This is a genomic window from Mesorhizobium atlanticum, from assembly GCF_003289965.1.
GTDB lineage: Bacteria > Pseudomonadota > Alphaproteobacteria > Rhizobiales > Rhizobiaceae > Mesorhizobium > Mesorhizobium atlanticum.
This window is the reverse complement of the sequence record NZ_QMBQ01000015.1, coordinates 17,633-41,644: the sequence shown is the minus strand read 5'-3', so window position 1 is coordinate 41,644 and position 24,012 is coordinate 17,633. Positions and strand designations below refer to the sequence as shown.

Annotated in this window: 25 protein-coding genes; 16 read left to right on the top strand and 9 right to left on the bottom strand. The window is 64.9% G+C overall.

Translation table 11 applies throughout. The features are described 5' to 3' along the window. The 3 genes from DPM35_RS31610 to DPM35_RS31595 all read right to left on the bottom strand — a co-directional run. The coding region (locus DPM35_RS31610) for a helix-turn-helix domain-containing protein (protein ID WP_146767959.1) at positions 1–218 on the bottom strand (218 nt) is incomplete at its 3' end. Between the two features lie 325 nt (positions 219–543). Beyond that, positions 544–990 carry a hypothetical protein gene (locus DPM35_RS31605; RefSeq protein WP_181592251.1) on the bottom strand — a complete coding sequence of 149 codons (447 nt, stop codon included), beginning with the start codon at positions 988–990 and terminating at the stop codon, positions 544–546. A gap of 442 nt (positions 991–1,432) precedes the next feature. Continuing rightward, complete coding sequence (locus DPM35_RS31595; RefSeq protein ID WP_112131409.1) at positions 1,433–1,705, bottom strand: DUF4242 domain-containing protein; 273 nt, start codon at positions 1,703–1,705, stop codon at positions 1,433–1,435. A gap of 241 nt (positions 1,706–1,946) precedes the next feature. Between DPM35_RS31595 and DPM35_RS31590 the strand changes: the two genes are divergently transcribed. Further along, positions 1,947–4,529, top strand: coding sequence for a helix-turn-helix transcriptional regulator (locus DPM35_RS31590; RefSeq protein WP_112131415.1), 2,583 nt, complete (start codon positions 1,947–1,949; stop codon positions 4,527–4,529). Positions 4,530–4,634: 105 nt separating this feature from the next. On the opposite strand, the gene secA is transcribed toward DPM35_RS31590, so the two are convergent. Next, a complete protein-coding gene (gene secA, locus DPM35_RS31585) occupies positions 4,635–7,367 on the bottom strand; it encodes a preprotein translocase subunit SecA (RefSeq protein ID WP_112131408.1) in 2,733 nt (910 codons plus the stop codon). 262 nt (positions 7,368–7,629) lie between these two features. Here secA and DPM35_RS31580 point away from each other — a divergent pair, with 262 nt between their 5' ends. Beyond that, positions 7,630–8,538, top strand: a complete 909-nt coding sequence (locus DPM35_RS31580; protein ID WP_112131407.1) for a peptidylprolyl isomerase — start codon at positions 7,630–7,632, stop codon at positions 8,536–8,538. A 52-nt stretch (positions 8,539–8,590) separates the two neighbouring features. Here DPM35_RS31580 and DPM35_RS31575 read toward each other — a convergent pair whose 3' ends face one another. Then, positions 8,591–9,187, bottom strand: coding sequence for a TetR/AcrR family transcriptional regulator (locus tag DPM35_RS31575; protein WP_112131406.1), 597 nt, complete (start codon positions 9,185–9,187; stop codon positions 8,591–8,593). A 188-nt stretch (positions 9,188–9,375) separates the two neighbouring features. Here DPM35_RS31575 and argJ point away from each other — a divergent pair, with 188 nt between their 5' ends. The 5 genes from argJ to DPM35_RS31550 all read left to right on the top strand — a co-directional run bounded on the left by argJ (position 9,376) and on the right by DPM35_RS31550 (position 12,567). After that, positions 9,376–10,617: a bifunctional glutamate N-acetyltransferase/amino-acid acetyltransferase ArgJ gene (argJ, locus tag DPM35_RS31570; RefSeq protein WP_112131413.1), complete on the top strand. Its 1,242-nt coding sequence runs from the start codon at positions 9,376–9,378 to the stop codon at positions 10,615–10,617. After that, positions 10,617–11,396 (top strand): GNAT family N-acetyltransferase, encoded by a 780-nt coding sequence (locus tag DPM35_RS31565; RefSeq protein WP_181592250.1) that lies wholly within the window; start codon positions 10,617–10,619, stop codon positions 11,394–11,396. Before argJ ends, DPM35_RS31565 begins: the two co-directional genes overlap by 1 nt. After that, positions 11,393–11,815, top strand: coding sequence for a (deoxy)nucleoside triphosphate pyrophosphohydrolase (locus DPM35_RS31560; protein ID WP_112131405.1), 423 nt, complete (start codon positions 11,393–11,395; stop codon positions 11,813–11,815). The genes DPM35_RS31565 and DPM35_RS31560 overlap by 4 nt, the downstream gene beginning before the upstream one ends. A 140-nt stretch (positions 11,816–11,955) precedes the next feature. Further along, the gene (locus DPM35_RS31555; RefSeq protein ID WP_112131412.1) at positions 11,956–12,276 is read left to right on the top strand and encodes a hypothetical protein; all 321 of its coding nucleotides are present in this window, start codon (positions 11,956–11,958) and stop codon (positions 12,274–12,276) included. Positions 12,277–12,381: 105 nt separating this feature from the next. Next, complete coding sequence (locus tag DPM35_RS31550; protein ID WP_112131404.1) at positions 12,382–12,567, top strand: Flp family type IVb pilin; 186 nt, start codon at positions 12,382–12,384, stop codon at positions 12,565–12,567. 29 nt (positions 12,568–12,596) lie between these two features. Here the strand turns inward: DPM35_RS31550 and DPM35_RS31545 are convergent, their stop codons facing one another. Continuing rightward, positions 12,597–13,469, bottom strand: coding sequence for a methyltransferase domain-containing protein (locus DPM35_RS31545; protein WP_112131403.1), 873 nt, complete (start codon positions 13,467–13,469; stop codon positions 12,597–12,599). Positions 13,470–13,531: 62 nt separating this feature from the next. Here DPM35_RS31545 and DPM35_RS31540 point away from each other — a divergent pair, with 62 nt between their 5' ends. The 5 genes from DPM35_RS31540 (at position 13,532) to DPM35_RS31520 (ending at position 16,610) form a co-directional block, all read left to right on the top strand. Next, the gene (locus tag DPM35_RS31540; protein WP_112131402.1) at positions 13,532–14,332 is read left to right on the top strand and encodes a ComF family protein; all 801 of its coding nucleotides are present in this window, start codon (positions 13,532–13,534) and stop codon (positions 14,330–14,332) included. A 76-nt stretch (positions 14,333–14,408) separates the two neighbouring features. Beyond that, positions 14,409–14,672, top strand: coding sequence for a glutaredoxin 3 (grxC, locus tag DPM35_RS31535; protein WP_042647701.1), 264 nt, complete (start codon positions 14,409–14,411; stop codon positions 14,670–14,672). A 2-nt stretch (positions 14,673–14,674) separates the two neighbouring features. Beyond that, complete coding sequence (locus tag DPM35_RS31530) at positions 14,675–15,541, top strand: carbon-nitrogen hydrolase family protein (RefSeq protein WP_112131401.1); 867 nt, start codon at positions 14,675–14,677, stop codon at positions 15,539–15,541. Beyond that, complete coding sequence (locus DPM35_RS31525) at positions 15,538–15,963, top strand: DUF1178 family protein (protein ID WP_112131400.1); 426 nt, start codon at positions 15,538–15,540, stop codon at positions 15,961–15,963. Before DPM35_RS31530 ends, DPM35_RS31525 begins: the two co-directional genes overlap by 4 nt. Positions 15,964–16,046: 83 nt before the next feature. Then, complete coding sequence (locus tag DPM35_RS31520) at positions 16,047–16,610, top strand: hypothetical protein (RefSeq protein WP_146768019.1); 564 nt, start codon at positions 16,047–16,049, stop codon at positions 16,608–16,610. Positions 16,611–16,626: 16 nt separating this feature from the next. On the opposite strand, the gene DPM35_RS31515 is transcribed toward DPM35_RS31520, so the two are convergent. Beyond that, positions 16,627–17,112, bottom strand: a complete 486-nt coding sequence (locus DPM35_RS31515) for a MarR family winged helix-turn-helix transcriptional regulator (protein ID WP_112131398.1) — start codon at positions 17,110–17,112, stop codon at positions 16,627–16,629. A gap of 99 nt (positions 17,113–17,211) precedes the next feature. On the opposite strand from DPM35_RS31515, the gene DPM35_RS31510 reads away from it, so the two are divergent. Next, a complete protein-coding gene (locus tag DPM35_RS31510; protein WP_112131397.1) occupies positions 17,212–18,144 on the top strand; it encodes a DMT family transporter in 933 nt (310 codons plus the stop codon). Here DPM35_RS31510 and DPM35_RS31505 read toward each other — a convergent pair. Continuing rightward, positions 18,141–18,725, bottom strand: coding sequence for a winged helix DNA-binding protein (locus tag DPM35_RS31505; RefSeq protein ID WP_181592249.1), 585 nt, complete (start codon positions 18,723–18,725; stop codon positions 18,141–18,143). The genes DPM35_RS31510 and DPM35_RS31505 overlap by 4 nt on opposite strands. A gap of 111 nt (positions 18,726–18,836) precedes the next feature. On the opposite strand from DPM35_RS31505, the gene DPM35_RS31500 reads away from it, so the two are divergent. After that, complete coding sequence (locus tag DPM35_RS31500) at positions 18,837–19,961, top strand: LLM class flavin-dependent oxidoreductase (RefSeq protein WP_112131395.1); 1,125 nt, start codon at positions 18,837–18,839, stop codon at positions 19,959–19,961. Positions 19,962–20,028: 67 nt separating this feature from the next. Further along, positions 20,029–20,532 carry a flavin reductase family protein gene (locus DPM35_RS31495; RefSeq protein ID WP_112131394.1) on the top strand — a complete coding sequence of 168 codons (504 nt, stop codon included), beginning with the start codon at positions 20,029–20,031 and terminating at the stop codon, positions 20,530–20,532. 12 nt (positions 20,533–20,544) lie between these two features. Here the strand turns inward: DPM35_RS31495 and ubiG are convergent, their stop codons facing one another. After that, a complete protein-coding gene (gene ubiG, locus DPM35_RS31490) occupies positions 20,545–21,294 on the bottom strand; it encodes a bifunctional 2-polyprenyl-6-hydroxyphenol methylase/3-demethylubiquinol 3-O-methyltransferase UbiG (RefSeq protein WP_112131393.1) in 750 nt (249 codons plus the stop codon). A 473-nt stretch (positions 21,295–21,767) separates the two neighbouring features. Between ubiG and DPM35_RS31485 the strand changes: the two genes are divergently transcribed. Further along, a complete protein-coding gene (locus DPM35_RS31485; protein ID WP_146768018.1) occupies positions 21,768–24,005 on the top strand; it encodes a diguanylate cyclase in 2,238 nt (745 codons plus the stop codon). Positions 24,006–24,012 lie beyond the last annotated feature (7 nt).

The window sequence follows — 24,012 nt, the reverse complement described above, 5'->3', positions numbered from 1 at the left end:
AGCTCGGCTGCCGTTGCCCGGCCGTGATCGAGCGGCGCCCGCGGCCGGTCGTGCAGGCCTTCCGGGCCGGTCTCCCGGTAACGTCCAAGCCATTTGTAGCCGGTCTTGCGTGAGATCTCGAAGGCCGCGCAAAGCTGCGTCATCGTCTCCTCACCAGATAGGCACTCCACAACAAACCGAAGCCGTTCATCCATGATGCCAGTCTCTCGCCAAACCATCGCCGGTCCTCCCGGCTGGCGAGAAAACTGTCACCCATCTAATCGGTCCATTCTGTTACCTATCTATCCGGTTCGGACAGGTGCTTCGTTCTCCCCGTCGCTATACGGGGAGAAGGTGCCGGCAGGCGGACGAGGGGCAGCGCCGGCCTCGGAAATTTGGGATGAAGTGCGTGTCGAAGAGGCTTCTTTGCGGGAGGGGCCCTAAACAGGGTGATTATCCTCTGTCAGATACGAGGGGCGGCTAATCGCAATCGTCGGCGCCGCCCCTCATCCGGCCCTTCGGGCCACCTTCTGCCCGTGAAACGGGGAGAAGGAAGAGGCGCTCTCACATCCCCTTCATCGCGTCGCACGAGACGTTCGGGTTCATGTCGGCGAAGGCGCCCGTTGGGTTCTGCTTCCAGGCCCAGACATGCAGCTCGTAGAACGGGCCGAGGCCGTAGCGGTTGGGCGCGGTGTTGAAGTTGAAGAGATGGCCTTCGAGCGAGGCCGGGCCTTTCGACGTGATGTATTCGACCGCGATCAGCTTCAGCGTGCCGTCGGCCATCGGCTCGTACATGACGGCTTCCGGCTTGGCGACGTCGACCGCATCGTCCTTCAGGTAGGCGGCGTTGACGTAGTGGATGCCCATGGCGCCGCCGGTGAGGCCGCTGGCGCAGGGGATCGGCGCATAGCCTTCGGCCTTCGCCACCGCGATGTCCTCGAAGCGGCTGTCGAGCGCCCGCACCTTTTCGGCGAGCGGGTTGACGGTTTCCGCCGTGGCGGCGCCCGCCATCAGCAGGATGATCGAGGCGGAGGCGCCGATGGCGCATCTGGCTAAGGTCTGAATGCTCATTTGTCTCTCCAATTCAGTTGCGGCGGGCAAGCGGCGGGAGTCGGCCGGTCAAAGCCAACTCCGCACGCCGGCGGCGCCTGTCGGTAAAAGGGATGGTCGCTGGTCCCGACGCGGCGGGATCACCGGTGATCCCACCAATATTTCCCAGTATTCGCGCGGCATCTCCCGCTCATCGAGGCCGATATCGCGTCTCAGGTAATCGTTCTGAGGCGGCAGAAGGCGGCGCCGGTTTCGCAACGGCGAAAGCAGCGCCGACAAGGCCCGTCGCATGTAGCCGCGCCGTGGCGGGAGGTAATCCGCCGCGGCGGATACACTCTCGCTGTCCGGCACGGCATCAGGTCCGCCGGCGCCGGGACTAATCTGCCCGACACGATCTTCCCGGTCAGCGATAAAAGTAGGGGTCGAGGACCCGCACCTCCGTGATCTTGTCGACGGGAAGCGCATTCTTTTGCGCGGTGCTGCGGATCGCCTCCGGCGAGGGCGCGTCGTAGATGCAGAAACTCTTGCTCTTGTCGGGCGAGACGAAGGATTGCACCCAGGTCACGCCTTTCTCGGCGTTGCGGGCGATGACGCCGCCCATTGCGGTGGCGCCGGCATCGTTCATCGGCACGTTCAGGCCTTCCGGGAAGGTGCGTTCAACAAGGTAGCGAGGCACGATTGTCGTTCCTTTCGTGATTGGATTGGATTCGTTTCGAGCAAGGCCGATCCCACCACGTCGGCAAAGACCGCGCATCGGAGCCATTCCCCATATTGGCCGGGACGATTCCCTATCTTTGGATCGTTTTATGTGGAAGATGGCACCAGAATGTGTGGAAAGTCACATTTCGGTGCCGTTTCTCACGCTATCGCGGCGGCGACCCGCCGTGATGGAATTCCGATTTCGCGAGAGAGCGATCATGCTTCTGGAACGGCAGCCGCAGCTGCAGCAGATGGATGTCTTGTTGGCCGACGCGGTGGGGGGCCGCGGCCGCGTCGTGGTCGTCTTGGGCGAGGCCGGCGCCGGCAAGACGGCGCTGGTCGAGGCATTCGCGAGCCGACTGGATGGTCCGTGCGTGCTTCGCAGCGCCTGCGAGGACCTGTCCATTCCGGACCCGCTGGGACCGCTTCACGACCTGGCACGCAACGCGCAGTGGGAACTGCCGCGAGCGATCGACGACCGCCAGGTGCAGCGGCTGCCCTTGTTTTCCGAGGCGCTCGACGTCTTCGAGGCGAACGGCCCGAGCGTGCTCGTCATCGAAGACCTGCACTGGGCGGATGACGCGACGCTCGATTTCGTGCGCTTCCTCGGCCGGCGCATCGCAAATACCCACATCCTGCTTCTGATCACGGCGCGGACCGACCGCAGCGAAGGGCAGATGCGCGTGCGCCGGGCGCTCGGCGAGATTCCGGCCGGCGATGTCGTGCGTATCGACGTGCCGCTGCTCAGCGAAAGCGCCGTGCTCTCGCTCGCCGCAACCGCCGAGCGCGACGGCGACGCAATCTACCGGGCGAGCGCCGGCAACGCCTTCTTCGTCACCGAGCTGCTCGCCGCCGAAGGCGATGGCGCTTTACCGGCAAGCGTGCGTGACGCCGTGCTGGCGCGCGCCGAAAAACTGTCGCCGGGCGCGCGTTCGATGCTCGACGCCGTCTCGGTGTTTCCGCGCCGCGCCGACGCGTGGGCGCTGAGCGGCCTTTGCGGGATTGCCGCCGCCGGCCAGCTGGCTGAATGCGTCGCCAACGGGCTGCTCGAGGATTTCGGCGACGGCTATGCCTTCCGGCATGAGATCGCCCGCACGGCAATCGAGATGGCGCTGACGCCGAGCAAACGGCGCGAGTACAATGAACGCGCCCTGGCGGCTTTGCGCGAAAACCCGCAAGTGGCCACCGCAAGATTGGTGCATCATGCCGTGGAAGCGCAGAATCTGGAGGTGGTGGGCGAGCTCGCGCCGGCCGCGGCGCGCGAGGCTTCGCGGGTCGGCGCGCATCGCGACGCGGTGGACTATTACGAGGTTGCCCTGCGCTACGCGGATATGCTGCCGGTCGAGAAGCGGGCCGAGCTCTACGAGGGCCACGCCTTCGAGTGCCACCTGATCGGCCGCGTCGACGCGGCAATGGAGGCGCAGGACCGGGCGCGCCTGCTGCGCCAGACGCTGGGCGACCGGGTCAAGGAAGGCGACAGCCTCAGGTGCCTGTCGCGCTTCGCCTATCTGCTCGGCGATCGCGGTGCGGCGGACCGTTTCGGCCAGCAGGCGGTGGAGCTTCTGGAGACCGCCCCCGACAGCGCCGAGCTGGCGATGGCCTACTCGAACCTCTCGCAGCTGGCGATGCTCGCCGAGCGGCTCGAGGACACGCTTTCGCTCGGCGGCAAGGCGGTCGAGCTGGCGGAGCGGCTCAACCGGCCGGATATCCTCTGCCACGCCCTCAACAATGTCGGCGCCGCCGGGCAATGGCTGGATTTCACCAAAGGGCGGCGCGATCTCGCCCGCAGCCTGGGAATCGCATTGTCGGGAAACTTCCAGGAACACGCTGCGCGCGCCTTCACCAACTGCGCCTGCGTCGAGATGAACAGGCTCAACTTCAAGGAGGCGGCGTCGTTCCTGGGTCGCGGCATCGCCTATTGCGTCGAGAACGATCTGGCGACATGGCGCGATTACATGCGCGGCGTGCAGGCGCAGCTTCTGCTGAGGCTCGGCCTCTGGGACGATGCCGCGGCGATGGCGCATGAGGTTGTCGATGATGAAGCAACGACGCCGTTGGTGCGCTACCCCTCGCTCGTCGCGCTGGCACGCTTGCGCATCCGCCGCGGAGACCCATCGGCCGAGCCTGTTCTCGAAGAGATGAGGCGGTTCCTGGACAAGGGCATGGAGCTGCAACGGCTTGTGCCTTTTGCCGGGGTGATGGCCGAGCTGGCGTGGCTGGGCGAGGGCGACAGGGGTGAAGCGCTGCATCTGATCGCCCTTGCCGAAGGCCTCGCGCCGGCGCGGGCGGTGTTCGGTGAGCTGGCGACCTGGCGGCGGCTTTTGTCGCCTGAAAGCGTTCCCGGCGAGACCGATGGCATGGCCGAGCCGCACCGCCTGCAACTGGTTGGCGACTGGCGCGCCGCCGCTGCGCTTTGGACAAGTATGGGCGCCCCGTTCGAACGAGCGCTTGCCTTGCTGCAGGGCGACGAGGCCGCGCGGCGCGAAGCGCTGGACATTTTCGAGGCGCTCGGCGCAAGACCGGTGGCGCAGCACGTGCGCGGCCTGCTGCGGCAGAGCGGCGTGAGCCGCATTGCCAGAGGTCCGAGGCAGGCGACTCGCGCCAACCAGGCCGGCCTCACGCAGCGCCAGATGGAGGTCCTGCAGTTGATCGAACGAGGCTTCTCCAACAAGAAGATCGCCGCGCATCTGACCATCTCGCCGAAGACGGTCGATCACCATGTTTCAGCGGTGCTCGGGAAACTGGAGGCCGTCTCGCGCGGCGAGGCGGCGGCAGCGGCGCGCGCGTCGGGGCTCGTGTGAGATTTGGTTTCTTAAGTTGCAGGAAGGCGCCGAGGGCCGGCGCTGCCCCTCATCCGCCCTTCGGGCGCCTTCTCCCCGTATAGTGACGGGGAGAAGGAAAGAAGGTCAAGCGAAGGCGCCGTGGCAGTGCTTGTACTTCTTGCCGGAGCCGCAGGGGCACGCTTCGTTGCGGCCGATCTTGCCCCAGGTCGAGGGATTCTTCGGGTCGCGGTTTTCCGGCGCGACGACGGCGTTGGTGTCCTGACGCATGAGAAGCGCGGTCTCGCCGCCCTGGAAATCGTCCTCGCCGGTGGAGCCGTCGATGTGGCTGCCGAACATCTCGGGCGTTTCGGGCGGCGGCGCGTCAGCCGCCTGGCGTACCAGCTCGACGCGCATCAGCTGCGCGGTGACGGCCTGGCGCAAATTGCCGAGCATGCCCTGGAACAGCTCGAAGGCTTCGCTCTTGTACTCCTGCAGCGGGTCGCGCTGGGCGTAGCCGCGGAAGCCGACAACGGAGCGCAGATGGTCGAGATTGACGATGTGCTCGCGCCACAGATGATCGAGCGTCTGCAGAACCACCGAGCGCTCGACATAATTCATCACGTCGGGGCCGAAGCGGTCGGCGCGCTCCTTGGCGGCGGCGTCGGCCGCGGCCGCGATGCGCTCGCGGATATCGTCCTCCGCGATGCCCTCTTCCTTGACCCATTCCTCGATCGGCAGGTCGAGGTTGAGGTATTGCCCCACCTCTTCCTTGAGGCCGGCGACGTTCCACTGCTCGGCATAGGCGTTTTCGGGGATGTTCTTGGCGACGATCTCCTCGATCACGCCTTCACGCATCTCGGCGATCGTCTCCGACAGGCCTTCGCCGTCCATCAGCTCGAGGCGCTGCTCGAACACCACCTTGCGCTGGTCGTTCGCAACGTCGTCATATTTCAGGAGGTTCTTGCGGATGTCGAAGTTGCGCGCCTCAACCTTCTTCTGCGCCTTTTCGAGCGCCTTGTTGATCCATGGATGGATGATCGCCTCGTCTTCCTTGAGGCCGAGCTTCTGCAGCATGCCGTCCATGCGCTCGGAGCCGAAGATGCGCATCAGGTCGTCCTGAAGCGACAAGAAGAATTTTGAGCGGCCGGGGTCGCCCTGGCGACCGGAGCGGCCGCGCAGCTGGTTGTCGATGCGGCGCGATTCGTGGCGCTCGGTGGCCAGAACGTAAAGGCCGCCGGCGGCCAGCGCCTTTTCCTTCAGGCGCTCGACATCGTCGATGATGGCCTTTTCCCGCGCCTCGCGCTCTGGTCCGGCCGGCATGTCGCCAAGCTCCTCGGCGATGCGCATCTCGGCATTGCCGCCGAGCTTGATGTCGGTGCCGCGGCCGGCCATGTTGGTGGCGATGGTGATGGCGCCGGGCTTGCCGGCCTGGGCGACGATGGACGCTTCCCGCTCGTGGTGACGGGCGTTCAGCACTTCGAAGTCCTTGATGCCTTCCTTGCGCAGGCGCTCGGCCAGTTGCTCGGATTTCTCGATCGAGGTGGTGCCGACCAGGATCGGCTGGCCGCGGTCGCGCGCGTCTTTGATTTCCTTGACGATCGCCTTGTATTTCTCGTCGACCGTCCGGTAGACCTCGTCGTCCTCGTCCTTGCGCGCGACCGGCAGGTTGGTCGGGATCTCGGTGACTTCGAGATTGTAGATGTTGGCGAATTCCTCGGCCTCGGTCAGCGCCGTGCCGGTCATGCCGGCGAGCTTCTTGTAGAGGCGGAAGTAGTTCTGGAAGGTGACGGAGGCCAGCGTCTGGTTCTCCGGCTGGATCTGCACATGCTCCTTGGCCTCGAGCGCCTGGTGCAGGCCTTCCGAATAGCGGCGTCCGGGCATCATGCGGCCGGTGAACTCGTCGATGATGACGATCTCGCCGTTGCGCACGATGTAATCACGATCCTTCTGGAACAGCAGATGCGCCTTCAGCGCGTTGTTGACGTGATGGACAATGGCCACGTTCTCGACGTCGTAGAGCGACTCGCCTTTCAACAGGCCGGCGTCGCGCAGCATGTTTTCGAGCTTCTCGGTGCCCTCCTCGGTGAAGATCGTCGTCTTCTGCTTCTCGTCGACTTCGTAGTCGGCCGGGCCGAGCTTCAGCATGAAGGTGTCGATGGTGTTGTACATTTCCGAGCGGTCCTCGAGCGGACCGGAAATGATCAGCGGCGTGCGCGCCTCGTCGACCAGGATGGAATCGACCTCGTCGACGATGGCGTAGGAATGGCCGCGCTGCACCATCTGCGAGCGCTCATACTTCATGTTGTCGCGCAGATAGTCGAAGCCGAGCTCGTTGTTGGTGGCATAGGTGACGTCGGAGGCATAGGCGTCGCGGCGTTCGTCGTCGGAAAGCCCGTGAACGATGATGCCGACGGTCAGACCGAGGAATTTGTAGACGCGGCCCATCCATTCAGCGTCGCGCTTGGCGAGGTAGTCGTTGACGGTAACGACATGAACGCCCTTGCCGGCGAGCGCATTGAGATAGACGGGCAAGGTGGCGACCAGGGTCTTGCCCTCGCCGGTGCGCATCTCGGCGATGCCGCCATTGTGCAGCACCATGCCGCCGATCAACTGGACGTCGAAAGGCCGCATGCCGAGCACGCGGCGGGCCGCTTCGCGCACCGTGGCGAAGGCCGGGACCAGCAGATCGTCGAGCGAAGCGCCGTTGGCGAGATCCTGGCGGAATTTCTCCGTGCGCCCGGCGAGCTCGGCGTCGGAAAGCGCCCGCATCTCGTTTTCCATGGCGTTGATGGCTTCGACCCTGGGCCGGGTCGCCTTGACGCGGCGGTCGTTGGAGGAACCGAAAACCTTACGGGCGAGACCGCCGAGACTGACCATCCAATGGTCCTTTCGATAGCAATTTTGGCCGTTTGCGACAGGCGCCTGGCGGGCCCATCAAATCCGCGTGAATGCGGACAAACGCAAAAAGCGCCCGGAAAACGGTTCTGGACGCCAAGTCGTTGGACAGATAAGAGGGGGCTCAATCGATGTCAACGCCGCGTTAGCCCTATGGGCAGCGCCAAATTCCGCCACAATTCGACTGATCTGGAACCCTTCCGCTCACGCGATCCTCATTGGCAATCCCATTGGAGTTATCTTGATGTCCCTGTCGTTCCGCCGCGCCTCGCTCGCCAGCCTCGGTCTGGCCTTCGGGCTCTCGGCTCTCTGCCTGTCGCCGCTGATGGCGCAGGAGACCAAGCCCGCGGATGCCGCCGCCCCTGCCGCGCCGGTCGATCCCAATGCCGTGGTCGCCACCATCAATGGCGAGAAGCTGACCGAGGCCGATCTGCAGCTCGCCGAAGGCGAACTCTCGCAACAGTTCGCTCAGCTGCCGCCCGAACAGCGCCGCGCGGCCGCCCTTTCGGCGGCGATCGAAATCCGCGTCATGGCCAAGAAGGCGGTCGACAGCGGCCTCGACAAGGACGCCGACTTCCAGCGCCGCATGGCTTTCCTGCAGGCGCGCGCGCTGCATGGCGAGGTCGTCGAGAAGGAAGTGGTTGACAAGGTCACGGACGCCGAAGTGCGCGCCCGCTACGACCAGGAGATCGCCAACACGCCGCCGGTCAATGAAGTGCATGCGCGTCACATCCTCGTGAAGACGAAGGAAGAGGCCGAGGCGATCATCAAGCAGCTCGACGGTGGGGCCGACTTCCAGAAGCTCGCCAACGAACACACCAACGACCCCTCGGGCAAAACCAGTGGTGGCGATCTCGGCTGGTTCGGACCGGGCCAGATGGTGCCGGAATTCGACAAGGCGGCCTTCGCGCTCGACGTGGGCAAGTACACCAAGGAACCGGTGCAGACGCAGTTCGGCTGGCACGTCATCAAGCTCGAAGACAAGCGCGCCAAGCAGCCGCCGGCCTTCGACGACGTCAAGGATCAGGCCAAGCAGGCGGTGATCCGCGACAAGTATTTCGCCATGGTCAAGGAACTGCGCGCGTCAGCCAAGGTCGAGATTCCGGACGAGAAGCTCAAGAAGGACATCGACGCGCTGGAAGGCGGCAAGTAATCCGGCCGCCGGAGATCGGTTTTGCAAAGGGGCGCCTCCGGGCGCCCTTTCGTTATGGGGTGGGGGCTATCCCTCGCACTACATAGCGCACAGCCGCGCGGATCATTGCGTCGTCCTCGTCGAGGCGATCGGTCAGCAGATGCCGCCAGGCATAGGATGCGATCAGATCGGCGACGATCCCGGCATCGACATCGGCCGCCACCTCACCGCGTGCCTTGGCGCGCTCGATCATGCGGCCGGTATGGCCGCGGCGCCCCTTTGAATATTCGGCAAGCGCGGCCGCCGCGGTGCCGTCCGACTGCGCTTCGGCGATCAGCGAGCGGAAGATATTGCCCGACGGTGTGTCGCGCCAATGCGCGAACAGGTTCTTGAGGAAGCCCGCCAGGTCGTCCTCGATGTTTCCCGTGTCGGGCGTCTCGACACGTTTCTGCCGCTGGTAGACCTCGATCAGCAGCGCCGCCTTGCTCGGCCACCAGCGGTAGATGGTCGGTTTTCCCGCCCGTGCCCGCCGGGCGACGGCTTCGATCGAGAAGCCGGCATAACCCGCCTCGCGCAATACGCCCTCGGCCGCCTCGATGATGGCATCGGCGCTCTCCGGATTGCGTTTTGCGCCGATCGACTTGCGCCCGCGAGCGGCGGCTTCGCCCATTCCAGTCTTCCTTGGCCGGTGAATCTGCCGCCGATCATATTGGCTTCGCGGGCGAAACGAAACGACGCGTTTCCAACTGCAAAGCCGCCGGCCAAGGCGCGAAGGCGCGGCCAGAACGCCCCTTGCGCCGGGACGCGCTATCGGGCAAACCGGCCTTCCTTTCGCTTTATTGCCGTTCCGGGGTTCCGATGTCCGCTACGATCTCGCCGCTCGCACCGAAGAAATATCCGAAGATGCCGGTCATTGAGGGCGTGCGCATCGCGACCGCGGAAGCGGGCATCAAATACCGGAATAGAACCGACCTGCTCGCCATGGTCTTCGATCCGGGCACGGCCGTCGCCGGTGTGTTCACAAGGTCGAAATGCCCATCGGCGCCAGTCGATTTCTGCCGCCAGAACCTGCCTGCCGGCAAGGCGCGCGTGCTGGTGGTCAATTCCGGCAACGCCAACGCCTTCACCGGCAAGAAGGGCAAGGCCTCGACCGCGCTGACCGGCGAGGCGGCGGCCAAGGCCGCAGGATGTTCCGAGAGCGAGGTGTTCCTGGCCTCGACCGGCGTTATCGGCGAGCCGCTCGACACCACCAAATTCAGCCATCTGCTCGCCGGCCTGGTCAAGGACGGCAAGCCGGATCTGTGGACCGAGGCCGCCAAGGCCATCATGACCACCGACACCTATCCGAAGGTGGCGACGGCGACGGTCAAGCTCGGCGACACCGACGTGACCATCAACGGCATCGCCAAAGGCGCCGGCATGATCGCGCCCGACATGGCGACGATGCTTTCCTTCATCGCCACCGACGCGCCAATCGCAGCGCCCGTGCTGCAGGATCTGTTGTCGCGGGGGACGGCCAAGACCTTCAACGCGGTGACCGTCGACAGCGACACCTCGACCAGCGACACGCTGCTCATCTTCGCCACAGGCAAGGCCGCCGCGCGCGGCGCTCCGGCGATCGCTGATCCCAAGGATGCACGGCTCGGCGCGTTCCGCCGGGCGCTCGGCAAGGTGTTGAAGTCGCTGGCGCTGCAAGTGGTTCGCGACGGCGAGGGCGCGCGCAAACAGGTCGAGGTCACGGTGACCGGCGCCAAATCGGCGCGCTCGGCCAAGCGCATCGCGCTTTCGATCGCCAACTCGCCGCTGGTCAAGACGGCGGTCGCCGGCGAGGACGCCAATTGGGGCCGCGTCGTCATGGCCGTCGGCAAGGCCGGCGAACCGGCAGACCGCGACCGGCTGTCGATCTGGTTCGGCGACAACCGCCTGGCGCATGAGGGCGAGCGCGATCCGGCCTATTCGGAGGAAGCGACGTCCGCCTACATGAAGCGCGACGACATCCGCATCCGCGCCGATATCGGCATCGGCCGGGGCAAGGCGACGGTGTGGACCTGCGACCTCACCAAGGAATATGTCGCCATCAACGGCGACTACCGGAGCTGATGGCGCCGGTGTCCAGGCATCCGGCAAGCGTGCTGGCAGTCGTGCGCCGCTACGAGGCGGCGGGCTTTCGCGCCTGGCCGGCTGCTGCCGTCCATTATGATGGGACCTGGGTGGTGCGGCTGACCGCCGGGCACCCCGCCAAGCGCCTGAACTCGGTCAATCCGCTCGATCCGGGCGACACCCACGCCATCGAAGAGCGCATAGGCCGCGCCGCGCGCCGCTTCGATGCCTATGGCAGGCCGCTGACCTTTCGCATGTCGCCGCTGTCGGGACAGGTCTTGTCCACGCATCTCGACAAGGCCGGCTGGAACAGGTTCGGCGAATCCATAGTCATGCGGCTGCCGCTGAAGGATCTCGAACTCGGCGCGGCCATGGACCAGATACCGCTCAAGGACATCAGCCGCTTCATCGGCGCGTCGTTGAGAACCGGCGGCTCGGACGCCTCGCTGCGGCCCGGCCTGTCCGAGGTCATCGGGGCCATTCAGCCTGAAGCTGGGCTGTTCGCTCTGGAGGACGGCAATGAGCCGCTGGCGACGCTGATCTGCGTCCACGATGGCGATCTCGCCGGCTTGTTCGAGGTCGCCACCGAAAAATCGGCGCGCAAACAGGGCCATGGCCGCAATCTCATCCTGTCGGCGCTGAAATGGGCGCGGCTGCGCGGCGCGCGCGAGGCCTGGCTGCAGGTCGAGGCCGGCAATGCCCCGGCGCTCTCGCTCTACGGGTCGCTCGGCTTCGAGGAAGTCTATCGCTACCACTATCGACGGCCGCCGGGCGCATGAGCGAGAGCAAGCCAGCCGGAAAGCGCCTGCTTCTGGTCGCCGCCTGCGCGCTGGTCGACACCGACCGGCGCGTGCTCCTGGCGCAGCGCCCCGAAGGCAAGCAGCTTGCAGGCCTGTGGGAGTTCCCGGGCGGCAAGGTCGAGCCCGGCGAGACGCCGGAGGAGTGCCTGGTCCGCGAACTGCATGAGGAACTCGGCATCGAGACCGAGATTCCGTGCCTGGCGCCTCTCACCTTCGCCAGCCATTCCTACGACGATTTCCATCTGCTGATGCCGCTTTATGTCTGCCGCCGCTTTCGGGGGATCGCGCAGCCCAGGGAAGGGCAGGGGCTGAAATGGGTCAGGCCGAGGCAGATGCGCGACTACCCGATGCCGCCGGCCGACGCACCGCTGATCCAGTTCCTCATCGACCTGCTGTAATTTCGCGACCTGCCTTCGCGGCCGTTCACCGTTTGCCGGAGCTGCTTTAGCCAGCGTTAATGGAAGATTTATCTCGACGTGAAAAATTGCCCGAGGCCGTTTCGCGCGGCGAGATCGTCGATGACTGTGGGAAACACGGCATGAGCCTTGAAAGAGACTGGGACTCGATCCGGCCCGACCGAGGCTTCCGCGCTGCGGATGCCGGCATGGGCATCCTGCGAATCACGCTTCTCTTCGGTTCGGCCGCCGTGGCGCTGGCGCTGATCGCAACGCCTTTCCTGGACAGCCAGACGCGATCGCAGGGCGCTCGCGACGGCTTGGCTGTCGGGCTCGACATGACTGCGACCGGATCGGTCGGCCATCGCACCAATACATATACGGTGCGCCGCAGTGTGCTGCAGCCGATGCCCAGTTCAATCTGCGTCATCCGCAATGACGGAAGCCGCAGCGGCGAGTGCTGACGTGGTTAATGATTTTTTGGGACACCGGCATTTCACTCGCCGTTAAGCTTTTGCCGTTAACCTTTCTTAACGGGTAGGACATTAGAATTTCTGCATAAGGGATGGATGACCATGAAAAACCTGCTGCAGCAATTCGTAAGAGATGAGACGGGCGCCACGGCCATCGAATATGGCCTGATCGTTGCCGTGCTGTCGCTTACAATCATCGGCGGCGTGGGCAGGGCCGCGGACGCGATTCAGTGGTTGTTCAGCGACAACAACAGCAGGCTGGTCCAGGCCTTCTCTCACTAACGAAGCCAACCCCGCAATCAGAGACGCGGTCAACCGTTCGGCGGGTTCTCCAGGATCGCCTTCAGCGATACCTTGGCTGACCCCGGCTTGAGCGGCTTTTGCTGCGAGGCGTCGGGCGCCCAGCCGGACATCCAGACAACCGGAAAGCTTGCGCGGATGCGGCCATCCGGGTCCGAGAACCGTTCGGCGTAGATTTCGGCGGCGCGGGCAAACAGGCGTCTGCTGCCCGGCCGCCGGCTGCGGTCGATGAGCGGGCTGGTTTCGCCCATGGCGCGCAGGTCGCTAGCCAGATCGAACAGCGTATCGTAGCGCACGGCGACCGTTTCGACATCGGCCACAGGCAATGCCAGGCCGGCGCGCTGCAACAGCCCACCCGCATCGCGCACGTCGGTGAAAGGAAGGATGCGCGGACTCGCGCCTCCATAAAGCTCCGTCTCGGCCGTCAGCATGCTTTCGCGCAACTCCGCGAGTGTACCCGCGCCGGCGAGAGCGCCAAGGAAAAGCCCGTCCGGCTTCAGCGCACGGCGGATTTGCGCCAGCACGCCGGGAATGTCGTTCATCGCGTGGAGCGAGAGCAGGGAGACGACGAGATCGAGGCTGCCGTCCTCGAACGGCACGGTTTCCGGCGGCGCTACCAGGCCCGGGCCGCCGGCGAGAAGCGCTTCGTCCATCTCGACACGCACGATCTCGCCGACCTTGCCGCTGGCTGCCAGCACCTCGACCGCCGCCGATGTCTGGCAGAACAGCGCGGCCGCCTTGCCGAAGCGGCGCTCGACGGCAGCCAGCCGGTCGGCAAGATCCTCCGCCGCTCGCCGCATCAGGAAATCGGCGCCTTCGACGGGGCGGGCGAGAGCCCGGCGCTTGCGCGCAAGCCAGAGCTCAGTGTCGATCAAGGGCTGCAATGAAAGCTTCCTGTTGTCCGCGCGCACCGGAGTGGTGTTAAGGTGGCGTGGGTTTCCTTCACGTGGCCGATCCGGTGCACAAGATCAAGACCACAGGGGTTCAGAACATGACGCGGCGGGCACTGGCCTGGCCGGCGCGTCTGTTGTTTCCGCCGGTTTGCGCCGGCTGCCGTCGCCATGTGTCGCAGCCGGGCGTGCTGTGCGGCGCCTGCTGGCCGAAGCTCAGGCTGCTGGAAAAACCCTGGTGCCCGGTGATGGGAACGCCCTTCACCCACGACATGGGCGAGGGGTTTCTGTCCGCCGAGGCGATCGCCGATCCGCCACCCTTCGAACGGGCGCGGGCCGCTGTCATCTATTCGGGCGTCGCCCGGCAGATGGTTCAGGGGCTGAAATACCAGGACCGGACGGACCTGGCGCCCTGGATGGCGAACTGGATGGTCCGCGGCGGCGCGGAGCTGATTGCCGAGGCCGATCTGGTCGTGCCGGTTCCGTTGCACTGGCGGCGCTTCTTCCGGCGCCAGTTCAACCAATCTGCGGAGCTTGGACGCGCCGTTGCAAAGCTCGGCGGGCTGCCCTTCTCGCCATCCGCGATCAGGCGTGTGAAGCTGACGCGCCAGCAGGTCGGCCTCGAACGGCATGAGCGCGAGGAGAACGTGCGCGCCGCCTTTCGCGTGCCGCCGGACGCCGAAATCGAGATCGCGGGCCGCAGGGTGCTGGTGGTCGACGACGTCTACACCACCGGCGCCACGGTGCGGGCGGTCGCCAAGGCGCTGAAGAGGGGCGGCGCCGGAACGGTCGATATCCTCACCTTCGCCCGCGTCCTGCCGGGGGACTTTCGGGCCGATGACTCCGCGACTATATAGAAACCCAAGTGTTGTTTTTGGTGCACGTCGCTTTCATACAACCATTGGGCGAGATGCACCGGCAGGATTGTGACCGATGGTCGATGTGACGATCTATACAAGGATGATGTGCGGCTACTGCAGCGCCGCCAAGCGGCTGCTCGACCGCAAGGGCGTGGCCTATACGGAGCACGATGCCTCCTTCTCGCCGGAACTGCGCCAGGAAATGATTTCCAAGGCGCATGGGCGAACCACCTTTCCGCAGATTTTCATCGGCGACACCCATGTCGGCGGCTGCGACGATCTCCACGACCTGGAGTCGCAGGGCCGGCTGGATGTGATGCTCGCCAACGGGAGATGATCATGGGTGTTTTCAAGGCCGCCGCCGTGCAGATGCGTTCGGGCACGAGCCCCGAGCGCAATGCCGCCGATATGGAGGCCCTGGTCCGCCAGGCTGCCGGTCAGGGCGCTACCTATGTCCAGACGCCGGAAATGACCGGCGCGCTGGTGCGCGACAAGGAAGCCGGCGCGGCCGCTTTCACCACCGAGGACAAGGACATTGTCGTCGCCACCGCGCGCAGGCTGGCGAAGGAGCTCGGCATCTACCTGCATATCGGCTCGACGGCGATCCGCCGCGCCGACGGCAAGCTCGCCAACCGCGCTTTCCTGTTTTCACCCGACGGCAGCCTGATTGCCGGCTACGACAAGATCCACATGTTCGATGTCGACCTCGACAATGGCGAGAGCTGGCGCGAATCCGCGTCCTACGAGCCGGGAACGGAAGCGGCCGTAACTGACATCGAAGGGACGAAGCTGGGCTTTGCCGTCTGCTACGACCTGCGCTTCCCGCAGCTGTTCCGCGCCGAGGCGATGGCCGGGGCCGAGGTGCTGACGGTGCCGGCTGCCTTCACGCGCCAGACCGGCGAGGCGCATTGGCATGTGCTGCTGCGCGCCCGCGCCATCGAGAACGGCGCCTATGTCGTTGCCGCCGCGCAGGGCGGCCTGCACGAGGACGGGCGCGAGACCTTTGGCCATTCGCTGATCGTCGATCCGTGGGGACGCGTCATCGCCGAGGCGGCGCATAACGAGCCGGGGGTGATCGTCGCCGAGTTCGATCCGGCGCAGTCGCTCGCCGCGCGCCGCAAGATACCCAATCTCAGGAATGCGCGGGACTTCGCCGTCAATGCTGGCGCAGGCGAGGCGCCGCGTCTGAGGGGTGCTGCCTCTTGATCCGTTTTTCCCTGATCTGCGAACACGAGCACGAATTCGAAGCGTGGTTCCGCAGCAATGACGATTTCGACACCCAGAAGAAGCGCGGCTTCGTCGATTGCCCGACCTGCGGCTCGCACAAGATAGAGAAGGCGCTGATGGCGCCGGCCGTCTCGACCTCGCGCAAGCAGGAAAAGATGGCTTTGGCCATGGGCGAAGCGCAGAAACAGGCGCTGGCGCAGTTGAAGGCGCTGGCCGAGAAGGTGCGCGAGAATGCCGACTATGTCGGCGACAAATTCGCCGAGGAAGCGCGGAAGATTCATTTCGGCGAGACCGATCCGCGCGGCATCTATGGCGAGGCTACGCCGGAAGAGGCGCAAAGCCTGATCGAGGACGGCGTCGAGTTCATGCCGATTCCGAGCTTTCCGGACGACCGGAACTGAGCGGTCAATGGCGAAGACACTTCTCGGGCCTCGCGGAGCGGTTCGTTGAGTGGGTCTGGCTGAAAACCTCGGACAGTGTGGCAGTGGACGGCTTGCTGGTCATTGGAGATCGGCAGGTGATCGATCGGGTGGTCCACGCCCTGTCGCTCATTCGCCGACACGATCCAATCCGCTATCGCAGGCTTTTGAGAGACCTCAGTCGTATTTGGATCTTGGTGATCCCCTATCGCGGACAGTTCCAGGAAAGCACCTCGACCTGCCAGCTCGACCAAAGGTTCGTGCTCGACGAAAAGACGCCGTTGGCGCTCATTGCGTCGGTGATCGTGCACGAGGCAACGCATGCGCGTCTCGCGCGCGTCGGCATCGACTATCGCGAAGAATTGCGTCACCGCATCGAACAAGTGTGTATCCGGCGCCAAATGGCTTTTACCGAAATGCTTCCCGGGGCAACCGAAGCATTTGATGAGGCCAAAAGCATATTGGAGAACCTGCCCGACATGAGCGATGCCGCTATGACCGAGGGAGCTTTTGCGGCCGAGGTCGAAGCCGCACGTCATGTCGGCGTCCCCGAATGGTTGTTGCGAAGAATGATCGCTCTGCGACGATGGCGCATCAAAAGACTGGCTGCGAAGTCGAGGCGGAATTGATCCTCTCGTCAGGATTTCAACCTAAGCTTCCGATCAGTTTTTCCAGCAGTTTCGCCAACATTTCCCGGTCCTCGCGCGTCAGGCCGGCGAGGATTTCGTGCTCGTTGGCGACATGGGCGGCGAGTGCCTCGTCGGTGAGTTCGCGGCCGTTTTCGGTGAGCTGCACGACGACGCCGCGCCGGTCGCTGGGGTGCGGAGCGCGCTGGATCAGCCCCGCCTTTTCCAGGCGATCGAGGCGGGCGGTCATGGCGCCGGACGTCACCATCGTCGCCTCATAGAGCTCGGTCGGCGTCAGCGCGTAGGGTGGGCCTGACCGGCGCAATGTCGCCAGGACATCGAATTCGCCGGACTGCAGTCCGAAACGGGCGAAGACCGGCCCGAGACGGTCGCGCGCGATGAGCGACGAGGCTTCATTCAGACGCCCGATGACGCCCATCGGCGACACGTCGAGATCCGGCCGTTCCCGCCGCCACTGCTCCATGGCCCTGCCTGCTCGATCCATATCTCTCACCACAAAGTATCTTGACATAAAGAATCTTTGCGTTATCTTACCTTAAGAAGAAGCGACCGCCAAGCGGTCACGCAGCGACAGGACAGCCCGATGAAATTGCTCTGGGATTCGGCGATCGGCCTTCTGGTCGTGACCGGCAGCCTGCTTGGCATGACGCTGCCCTTCGGCAAGCTCGCCACCGGAGCCGGCGTGCCCGCCGTGGTCTGGGCTTTCACGATCTCGTTCGGCGCCGGCGGCGTGCTGCTCCTGGCGCTTCTGCTGCGCGGCGCGCGCATCCGGCTGACTCCACACAAGCTGCGCTATTTCTTCGTCACCGCGGCGATTTCCTACGCCATCCCCAATCTTTTGATGTTCTCCGCCATCCCGCATCTGGGCGCCGGCTATACCGGCATCATGTTCACGCTGTCGCCGGTGATCACGCTGGGGTTCTCGATCCTGCTCGGCGTTAGGCGTCCGAACCTGCTCGGCGTCATCGGCATCGCCGTCGGCTTCGTCGGCGCGGTGATGGTCGCGCTCACGCGCGGCGAGGCCGGCCAGGCGGCGGAATATTTCTGGGTGGCGATCGGGCTGCTCATCCCGGTCAGCCTCGCGACCGGCAACATCTACCGTACCGTCGACTGGCCAGAGGGCACCGGCCCGATCGAGCTCGCCGTCGGCAGCCATCTGGCCTCGGCCACGTTGCTCCTCGTCGGCATTTTGACGCTTTTGGGCTGGCAGGCCTTCGCACCGCTCGCCGGCGTGTCGCTGGTGATCGTCGGACAGGTCGCCTCGGCCTCGGCAATGTTCGTTTTCTTCTTCCGCCTGCAGGCCGTCGGTGGCCCGGTCTATCTCAGCCAGATCGGCTATGTGGCGGCAGCCGTCGGCCTGTTCGCCGGGACGATCCTCCTCGGCGAGCACTACCAGCCTCTGACCTGGCTGGGTGCGGCCATCATCACCGCCGGCGTGTTCATCACGACCAAGGCGCAAAGCCAAAACGGCGCGCCTGCGACGCTTCGGATCGAGCCGGCATCATCCCGTAGCTAATCCTCGTCGCTGCCGGCGGATTCCGGCCGCGGATGCCGACGGCGATGGGTGGCGGCGGCGCGCGCCGCCTGTTCGTATATGCCCGTCATCAACTCCAGCGTGCGCGCGACGTCCTCGAGCTTCTCGGCCATTTCGGGAATGCGCTTGACCGCTTCGATGAGCAGGACCGAACGGATATCGGCATAGCGTTCCGTCACCCGGCGCCCCAGCGGCGTCACCTCATAGGTCACGCCGGCCCTGCCGCTGCCGGTGCGCGTGATCAGCCCGCCCTTCAGGAGCTTTCGCAGGCTGTACTGGATGTTGGGAATGTCGTCGCGGTTGGTCATCTGGGCGAGGTCGCGGACGCTTTTCGGCCGGTCGTTCATCCTGATGATGTGAAGCAGTGCGTTTTCCGGACCGCTGGCCGAAAACTCGATCACCGTGGCGAGGCACTCCGCCTGCCAGTGGCCGAATGCCTCGTATGAGCGCATCAGTGCGTACTCGACCTCCGTGACGTCGATTTCCAGCGGCGTGCGCGCCAGATGCCAGCCGCGGTCGAGCAGTTCTTCCTGTGTTTCCAAAGATTTGCGCCGGTCGTTCATCTGTCTGTTCCTCGCGCCGAGCATGCGCCGACCGGGGCGATTGCGTCCACATGAATTTATGATAGACTTTCTATCATAAATTATAATCAAAAATATGAGGAGAACTTCGTCATGAGCATGCTCGACAAGCGCGCGCCCGGCACGCAGCCTTTCTTTCTCGGCACCTTCGCGTCCAACTGTTCCGGCGGCATGACCGTCACCAAGGTCGCCGAACGCTGGGACAATTCCTGGGACAACAATCTGCGTCTCGCCCGTCTGCTCGATGACGCCGGCATCGACTTCATGCTGCCGATCGCCCGCTGGATCGGTTACGGCGGCGAAACCAATTTTCACGGCAACGTGCTTGAGACGATCACTTGGGCGGCGGGGCTGTTGGCGCTCACCCGTAACCTCACCGTCTTTGCCACCACCCATACGGCGGCGAACCATCCGGTGGTCGTGGCCAAGCAACTGGCGACCATCGACCAGATCAGCCGCGGCCGCATCGGCCTCAACATCGTCGCCGGCTGGAACAAGCCGGAATACGAGGCGCTTGGGCTGACGCTGCCTGACGATCACACCACACGCTACAGCTACGCGCAGGAATGGTTCGACATCGTGCGTGCCCTGTGGAGCCGCACGGAAGCCTTCGACTGGGACGGCGCCTGGTTCAAGCTGAAGAATGTGCTTGGAGACCCGCGTCCGTCGTCGCCGCTGCCGATCCTCAACGCGGCCGGCTCGGAGGAAGGGCGCAAATTTGCCGTCCGCAACGCCGATTTCCTGTTCACGCCGGCAATCGATCTGGCGCGCTCGAAGGATGAGATCGCGGCGCTGAAGGAACAGGGCAGTGCTGCCGGCCGGGACGTCGATGTGCTGACCTTTGCCCATGTCGTGTGCCGGCCGACGGAAAAGGAAGCCAAGGATTATCTTGAGCATTTCGGCCGCGCCAATGCCGATTGGGCGGCCGTGGACAATCTTGTGCGGCTGCAGTTCGCGCATGCGCAGTCCTTCCCGCACGATCTTCTGGCGCTTATCCGCGATCGCATGGCGGCCGGCCATGGCGGGTTTCCGCTGACCGGCACGCCCGAGCAGGTGGCCGACGGCATCACCGCCCTGCATCAGGCCGGCTTCCGCGGCTCGACCTTGTCTTTCGTCGATTATGTCGAGGAATTCCCCTATTTCCGCGACACGGTTCTGCCTATTCTTGAAAAGAGGGGCGTCCGCATCGCGCCGGCCGCGATGCAGTCGGCGGCTTAGAGCAATTCCAGGAAAGTGTGAGCGGTTTTCCGTCCGGAAATTGCGTCAAGGAAAAGAGGAGGCGGCAATGGCCAACGCGGAAGGTCCCGTCAGCGTCGCGGATTTCCGCGCCGCCATGCGGCTCATCGTCGGCAATGTCAGCGTCATCACCGCCGGCGTCGGCGACGACCGCACCGGCCTCGTCGTCATCTCGGTGGTGTCACTGTCGGCGGAACCACCGAAGGTGATTGCCTGCGTCAACCGCTCCTCGTCGACCTGGCCGATCATCGAGCGTTACCGGCATTTCGGCGTCAACTCGCTAGGGCCCCAGCACCAGCGGGTGGCCGAGCGCTTCTCCGGCTTCGGCGGCATCAAGGGCAAGGACCGCTATGAGGGCGTCGAGTGGACGACGCTGAAGACCGGCGCGTCGTTGCTCACCGATGCGGTGGCCGCGTTCGACTGCAGCCTCGACGAGATGATCGACCGCGGCACGCATTCGATCGTCATCGGCTCGGTCGAGGCGGCGAGGACACAGGATTCCGGGCAGGCCCTGATCTGCTGGCGGGGTGGCTACCGGCCGTTGGAAGCCTGAGGCCTGGCGCGATCAGACCGAGGCTTTCTCGGCCAGCACCATGTAGTTGACGTCCATATCCCTGGACTTCTGCCAGCGGTCGGCCAACGGGTGATAGATGACGCCGGTGCGGTCGATCACCGTGAGGCCTGCAGCGCCCAGCGCCTTTTCCAGTTCGTCCGGGCGCACCAGCTTGCCGAACTGATGCGTGCCGCGCGGCAGCCAGCGCAGCACATATTCGGCGCCGATGATGGCAAGGCCGAGCGCTTTCAGCGTGCGGTTGATGGTGGCTACGAACATGATGCCGCCGGGGCGCACCATCTGGCCGCATTTAGCGATGAATAAATCGACATCGGCGACGTGCTCGACCACTTCCATGTTGAGGATGACGTCGAAGGTCTCGCCGGCATCGGCCAGTTCCTCGGCGGTCGTGGCCCGATAATCGATGCTGACGCCGACCTCCGCCGCGTGCAGCTTGGCCACTTCGATGTTGGTCGCCGAAGCGTCGGCGCCAACCACTTCGGCGCCCAGCCTGGCCATCGGCTCGCACAGCAAGCCGCCGCCACAGCCGATATCGAGGAAACGCAGGCCCTCGAAAGGCCGCGCGGCGCGGGGATCGCGGCCGAAGCGGGCCGCCACCTGGTCGCGAATATAGGCGAGCCGCACCGGATTGAACTTGTGCAGCGGACGAAATTTGCCGTTCGGGTTCCACCATTCGGCGGCAAGGGCCGAGAAGCGTTCGACTTCTCCGGCATCGATGGTCGATCGACGGGGTTCTGGCATAGGCAAGCCTCCGGCGCATGACCCCGAAAATCGGCCTCGATTTTCGGAAAGGATCATGCGCAAAATCAAAATGCTACAGCGTCCTTTGCGCGTCCGAGAGGACGCGCGGCGCTGCAGAGCGTTAGGAAGTCGGGTCCTTGGCGCCAAAAGTCAAGGCAGGGTTTTTCGGCTGCTGCCACACGCGTTGCCGCCAAGCATCCCCCGCCGGCTGTTGTCCGATGTCGGCACATGCCAGCTTGATCGGGCTGCGCGGAAACGCGTCGCCATTTCGGGCGAATGGAAGGCATGACGTACAGGAAGGGGGCCCGGTCATGCAGCCTCGCTTGTCGATGCTGCGAAGCGCGGCGCGACCGGACTGAGGGTTGCCACGGCTCGCTCCGCTTAACGTCAAATTTACTGGCCTGACGATTTCCCCGCGCACGATCGGAATTTGGCATATACATTTGCCGCCATGGCGAGTCTTGAGAGGCTTGGTGCGCATCAGGACCCAGATCACTGCCACGCTGTTAAGCGCCGCGGCCCTGATCGGCGTGGTGGGCGCTGTTGCGATCCTGTCCCAGATGTCGCTGACCAGATCAGCCGCGCTGGCAGAGGCGACAAGCGTCGCGCGCCAATTGGCGGACGCCGTTGCCTTCAAGACTGCCGACGCGCCACGACCATTGTTCGAAAGACCCGAGGCGCTGCGCGAATTCGTACGATTGCAGCACAGCGACTCACAGCGCGATCTCGTCGTCGTCGATCGCGACAGGACCATCCTCGCCGATGTGCCAGGCGAGGAACAGAATGTCGGCAAGTCATTCGGTCACGATCACGGCAATGAAGTCGGCCGCGTGATCGAGGGCAGTCAGCCGCTTGCCTTCGTCGAGGACAGCGCCGACGTGCCGGAGCCGATCAATCTGGTGGCGGTGCCGATCGAGAGCGCGCCGGGCAAAATCATCGGCGCGGTGCTGTTCGAATACACGCCGCTGCTCCGCGCCGCGCACGACCGCACCAACGCCATGCTCTGGCTTGTCGGCTTGTCCACCGCCGCTGCCATGCTGATTGCTGCATTTTCCGCGTTTCTGCTGCTCAACCGGTTTGGCACCGGTCTTTCCGGCCTCAATCGCGGCATCGAAGCGCTGGCGCGCGGCGATAGCGGCGCCCGCATCGGCCACGCCTCCGGGGACGAATTCGGGCAACTGGCGAAAGGTTTCGACACGATGGCAGCGGATCTCGAAGCGTCGCGACGGCAACTCGTCGATCAGAAAGCTTACATCGAGGATATCGTGCGCACGGTGGCGGAGGGCATCGCCGTCATCGACGGCGACGGCCGGGTCGTGACGGTCAATCCGGCCGCCGCCGATATCGCCGGACGACACGCGAGCAAGATCGAGGGGCAGGACTGGCGATCGGTGCTGGACATGCGGGGACAGACCGGGGACCGGCTCGGGACGGGAGCGTCGCCGGTGGAGTTGGCGCTTGCCACGGGCCGCCGGCACCAAAGCGAGGTGCGGCTGGTAAAGCCCGACGGGGCGCAACTGCCGGTGATCGCCAGCTGCAATCCGCTCAACCGGGCCGATGGCGGCATCGTGCTGACGCTGAGCGACATCAGCGAATTGCGCAGCGCCGAGCGGGCGGTCAATGACCGTGCCGAGGAGCTGGCGGTGCTCAACCGCGAGCTGAGAGAGACGTCGGAAGCCACAAACCGCTTGGTCAAGCTGGGCGAGCTGCTGCAAGCCTGCGTCACCTTCCAGGAGGCATTCTCGGTCGTCGGCTCGGCGATGCCGGATTTTTTCGGCGGCCTGAGCGGAACGGTCCATCTGACCAGCGCCTCGCGCAATCTGGTCGAGGAGATGGCGCATTGGGGCGAAGTCCGCTCAAGCGTCGGCCAATTTGCTCCGGAAGATTGCTGGGCGCTGCGCCGCGGCCAGGAACATGTCGCCGGCCCGGGCATGCTGACGCCCCGCTGCAATCACATCACCGAAAATGGCGGGCGCGGCTATGTCTGCATGCCGCTGGCGGCGCAGGGCGAGACGCTCGGCATCGTCCATCTCACGGAGCCCAATGCCGCCGACAGGCCGGACTGGCTGGCCGAGCGAAGGCAGGTGCTGCGCGGCGTCGTCGACACGCTGGCCCTGGCGCTGGCCAATTTGCGGCTGCGCGAAACGCTTCGACAGCAATCGATCCGTGATCCCAATACAGGGCTCTACAACCGCCGCTATCTCGAGGAAACGAGCAGCCGCGAACTGCGGCGCCTGGAGCGTTCGGGCCAGCCGATGGCGGTGATCATGCTCGACGTCGACCATTTCAAGCAGTTCAACGACACTTTCGGTCACGAGGCCGGCGATCTCGTGCTCAAGCAGGTGGCCAGCACGCTGCTCGATCATGCCCGGGAAAGCGACGTGGTGTCGCGCTATGGCGGCGAGGAGTTCGCGGTGATGATGCCTGGAACGTCACTTGTCGATGCCGCCGAGCGCGCCGAGGCGCTGCGAAAGGCGGTCAAGCAGCTGCATCTGGCGCATCGCGGGCGCACATTGGGCACCATCACCGCCTCGTTCGGTGTGTCCGCCTTCCCAGAACTCGGCGCCTCGTGGACCGAAATCGTCAACGCGGCGGATCGTTCGCTCTATCAGGCAAAGGCGGACGGGCGCGACCGCGTCGTCGCGGGATTGCGCAAGACCGATCCCGACTGGGACCTTTCCACCCCCGGCAGAAGCGCGGCTGAGGGCTGAGCTTCGG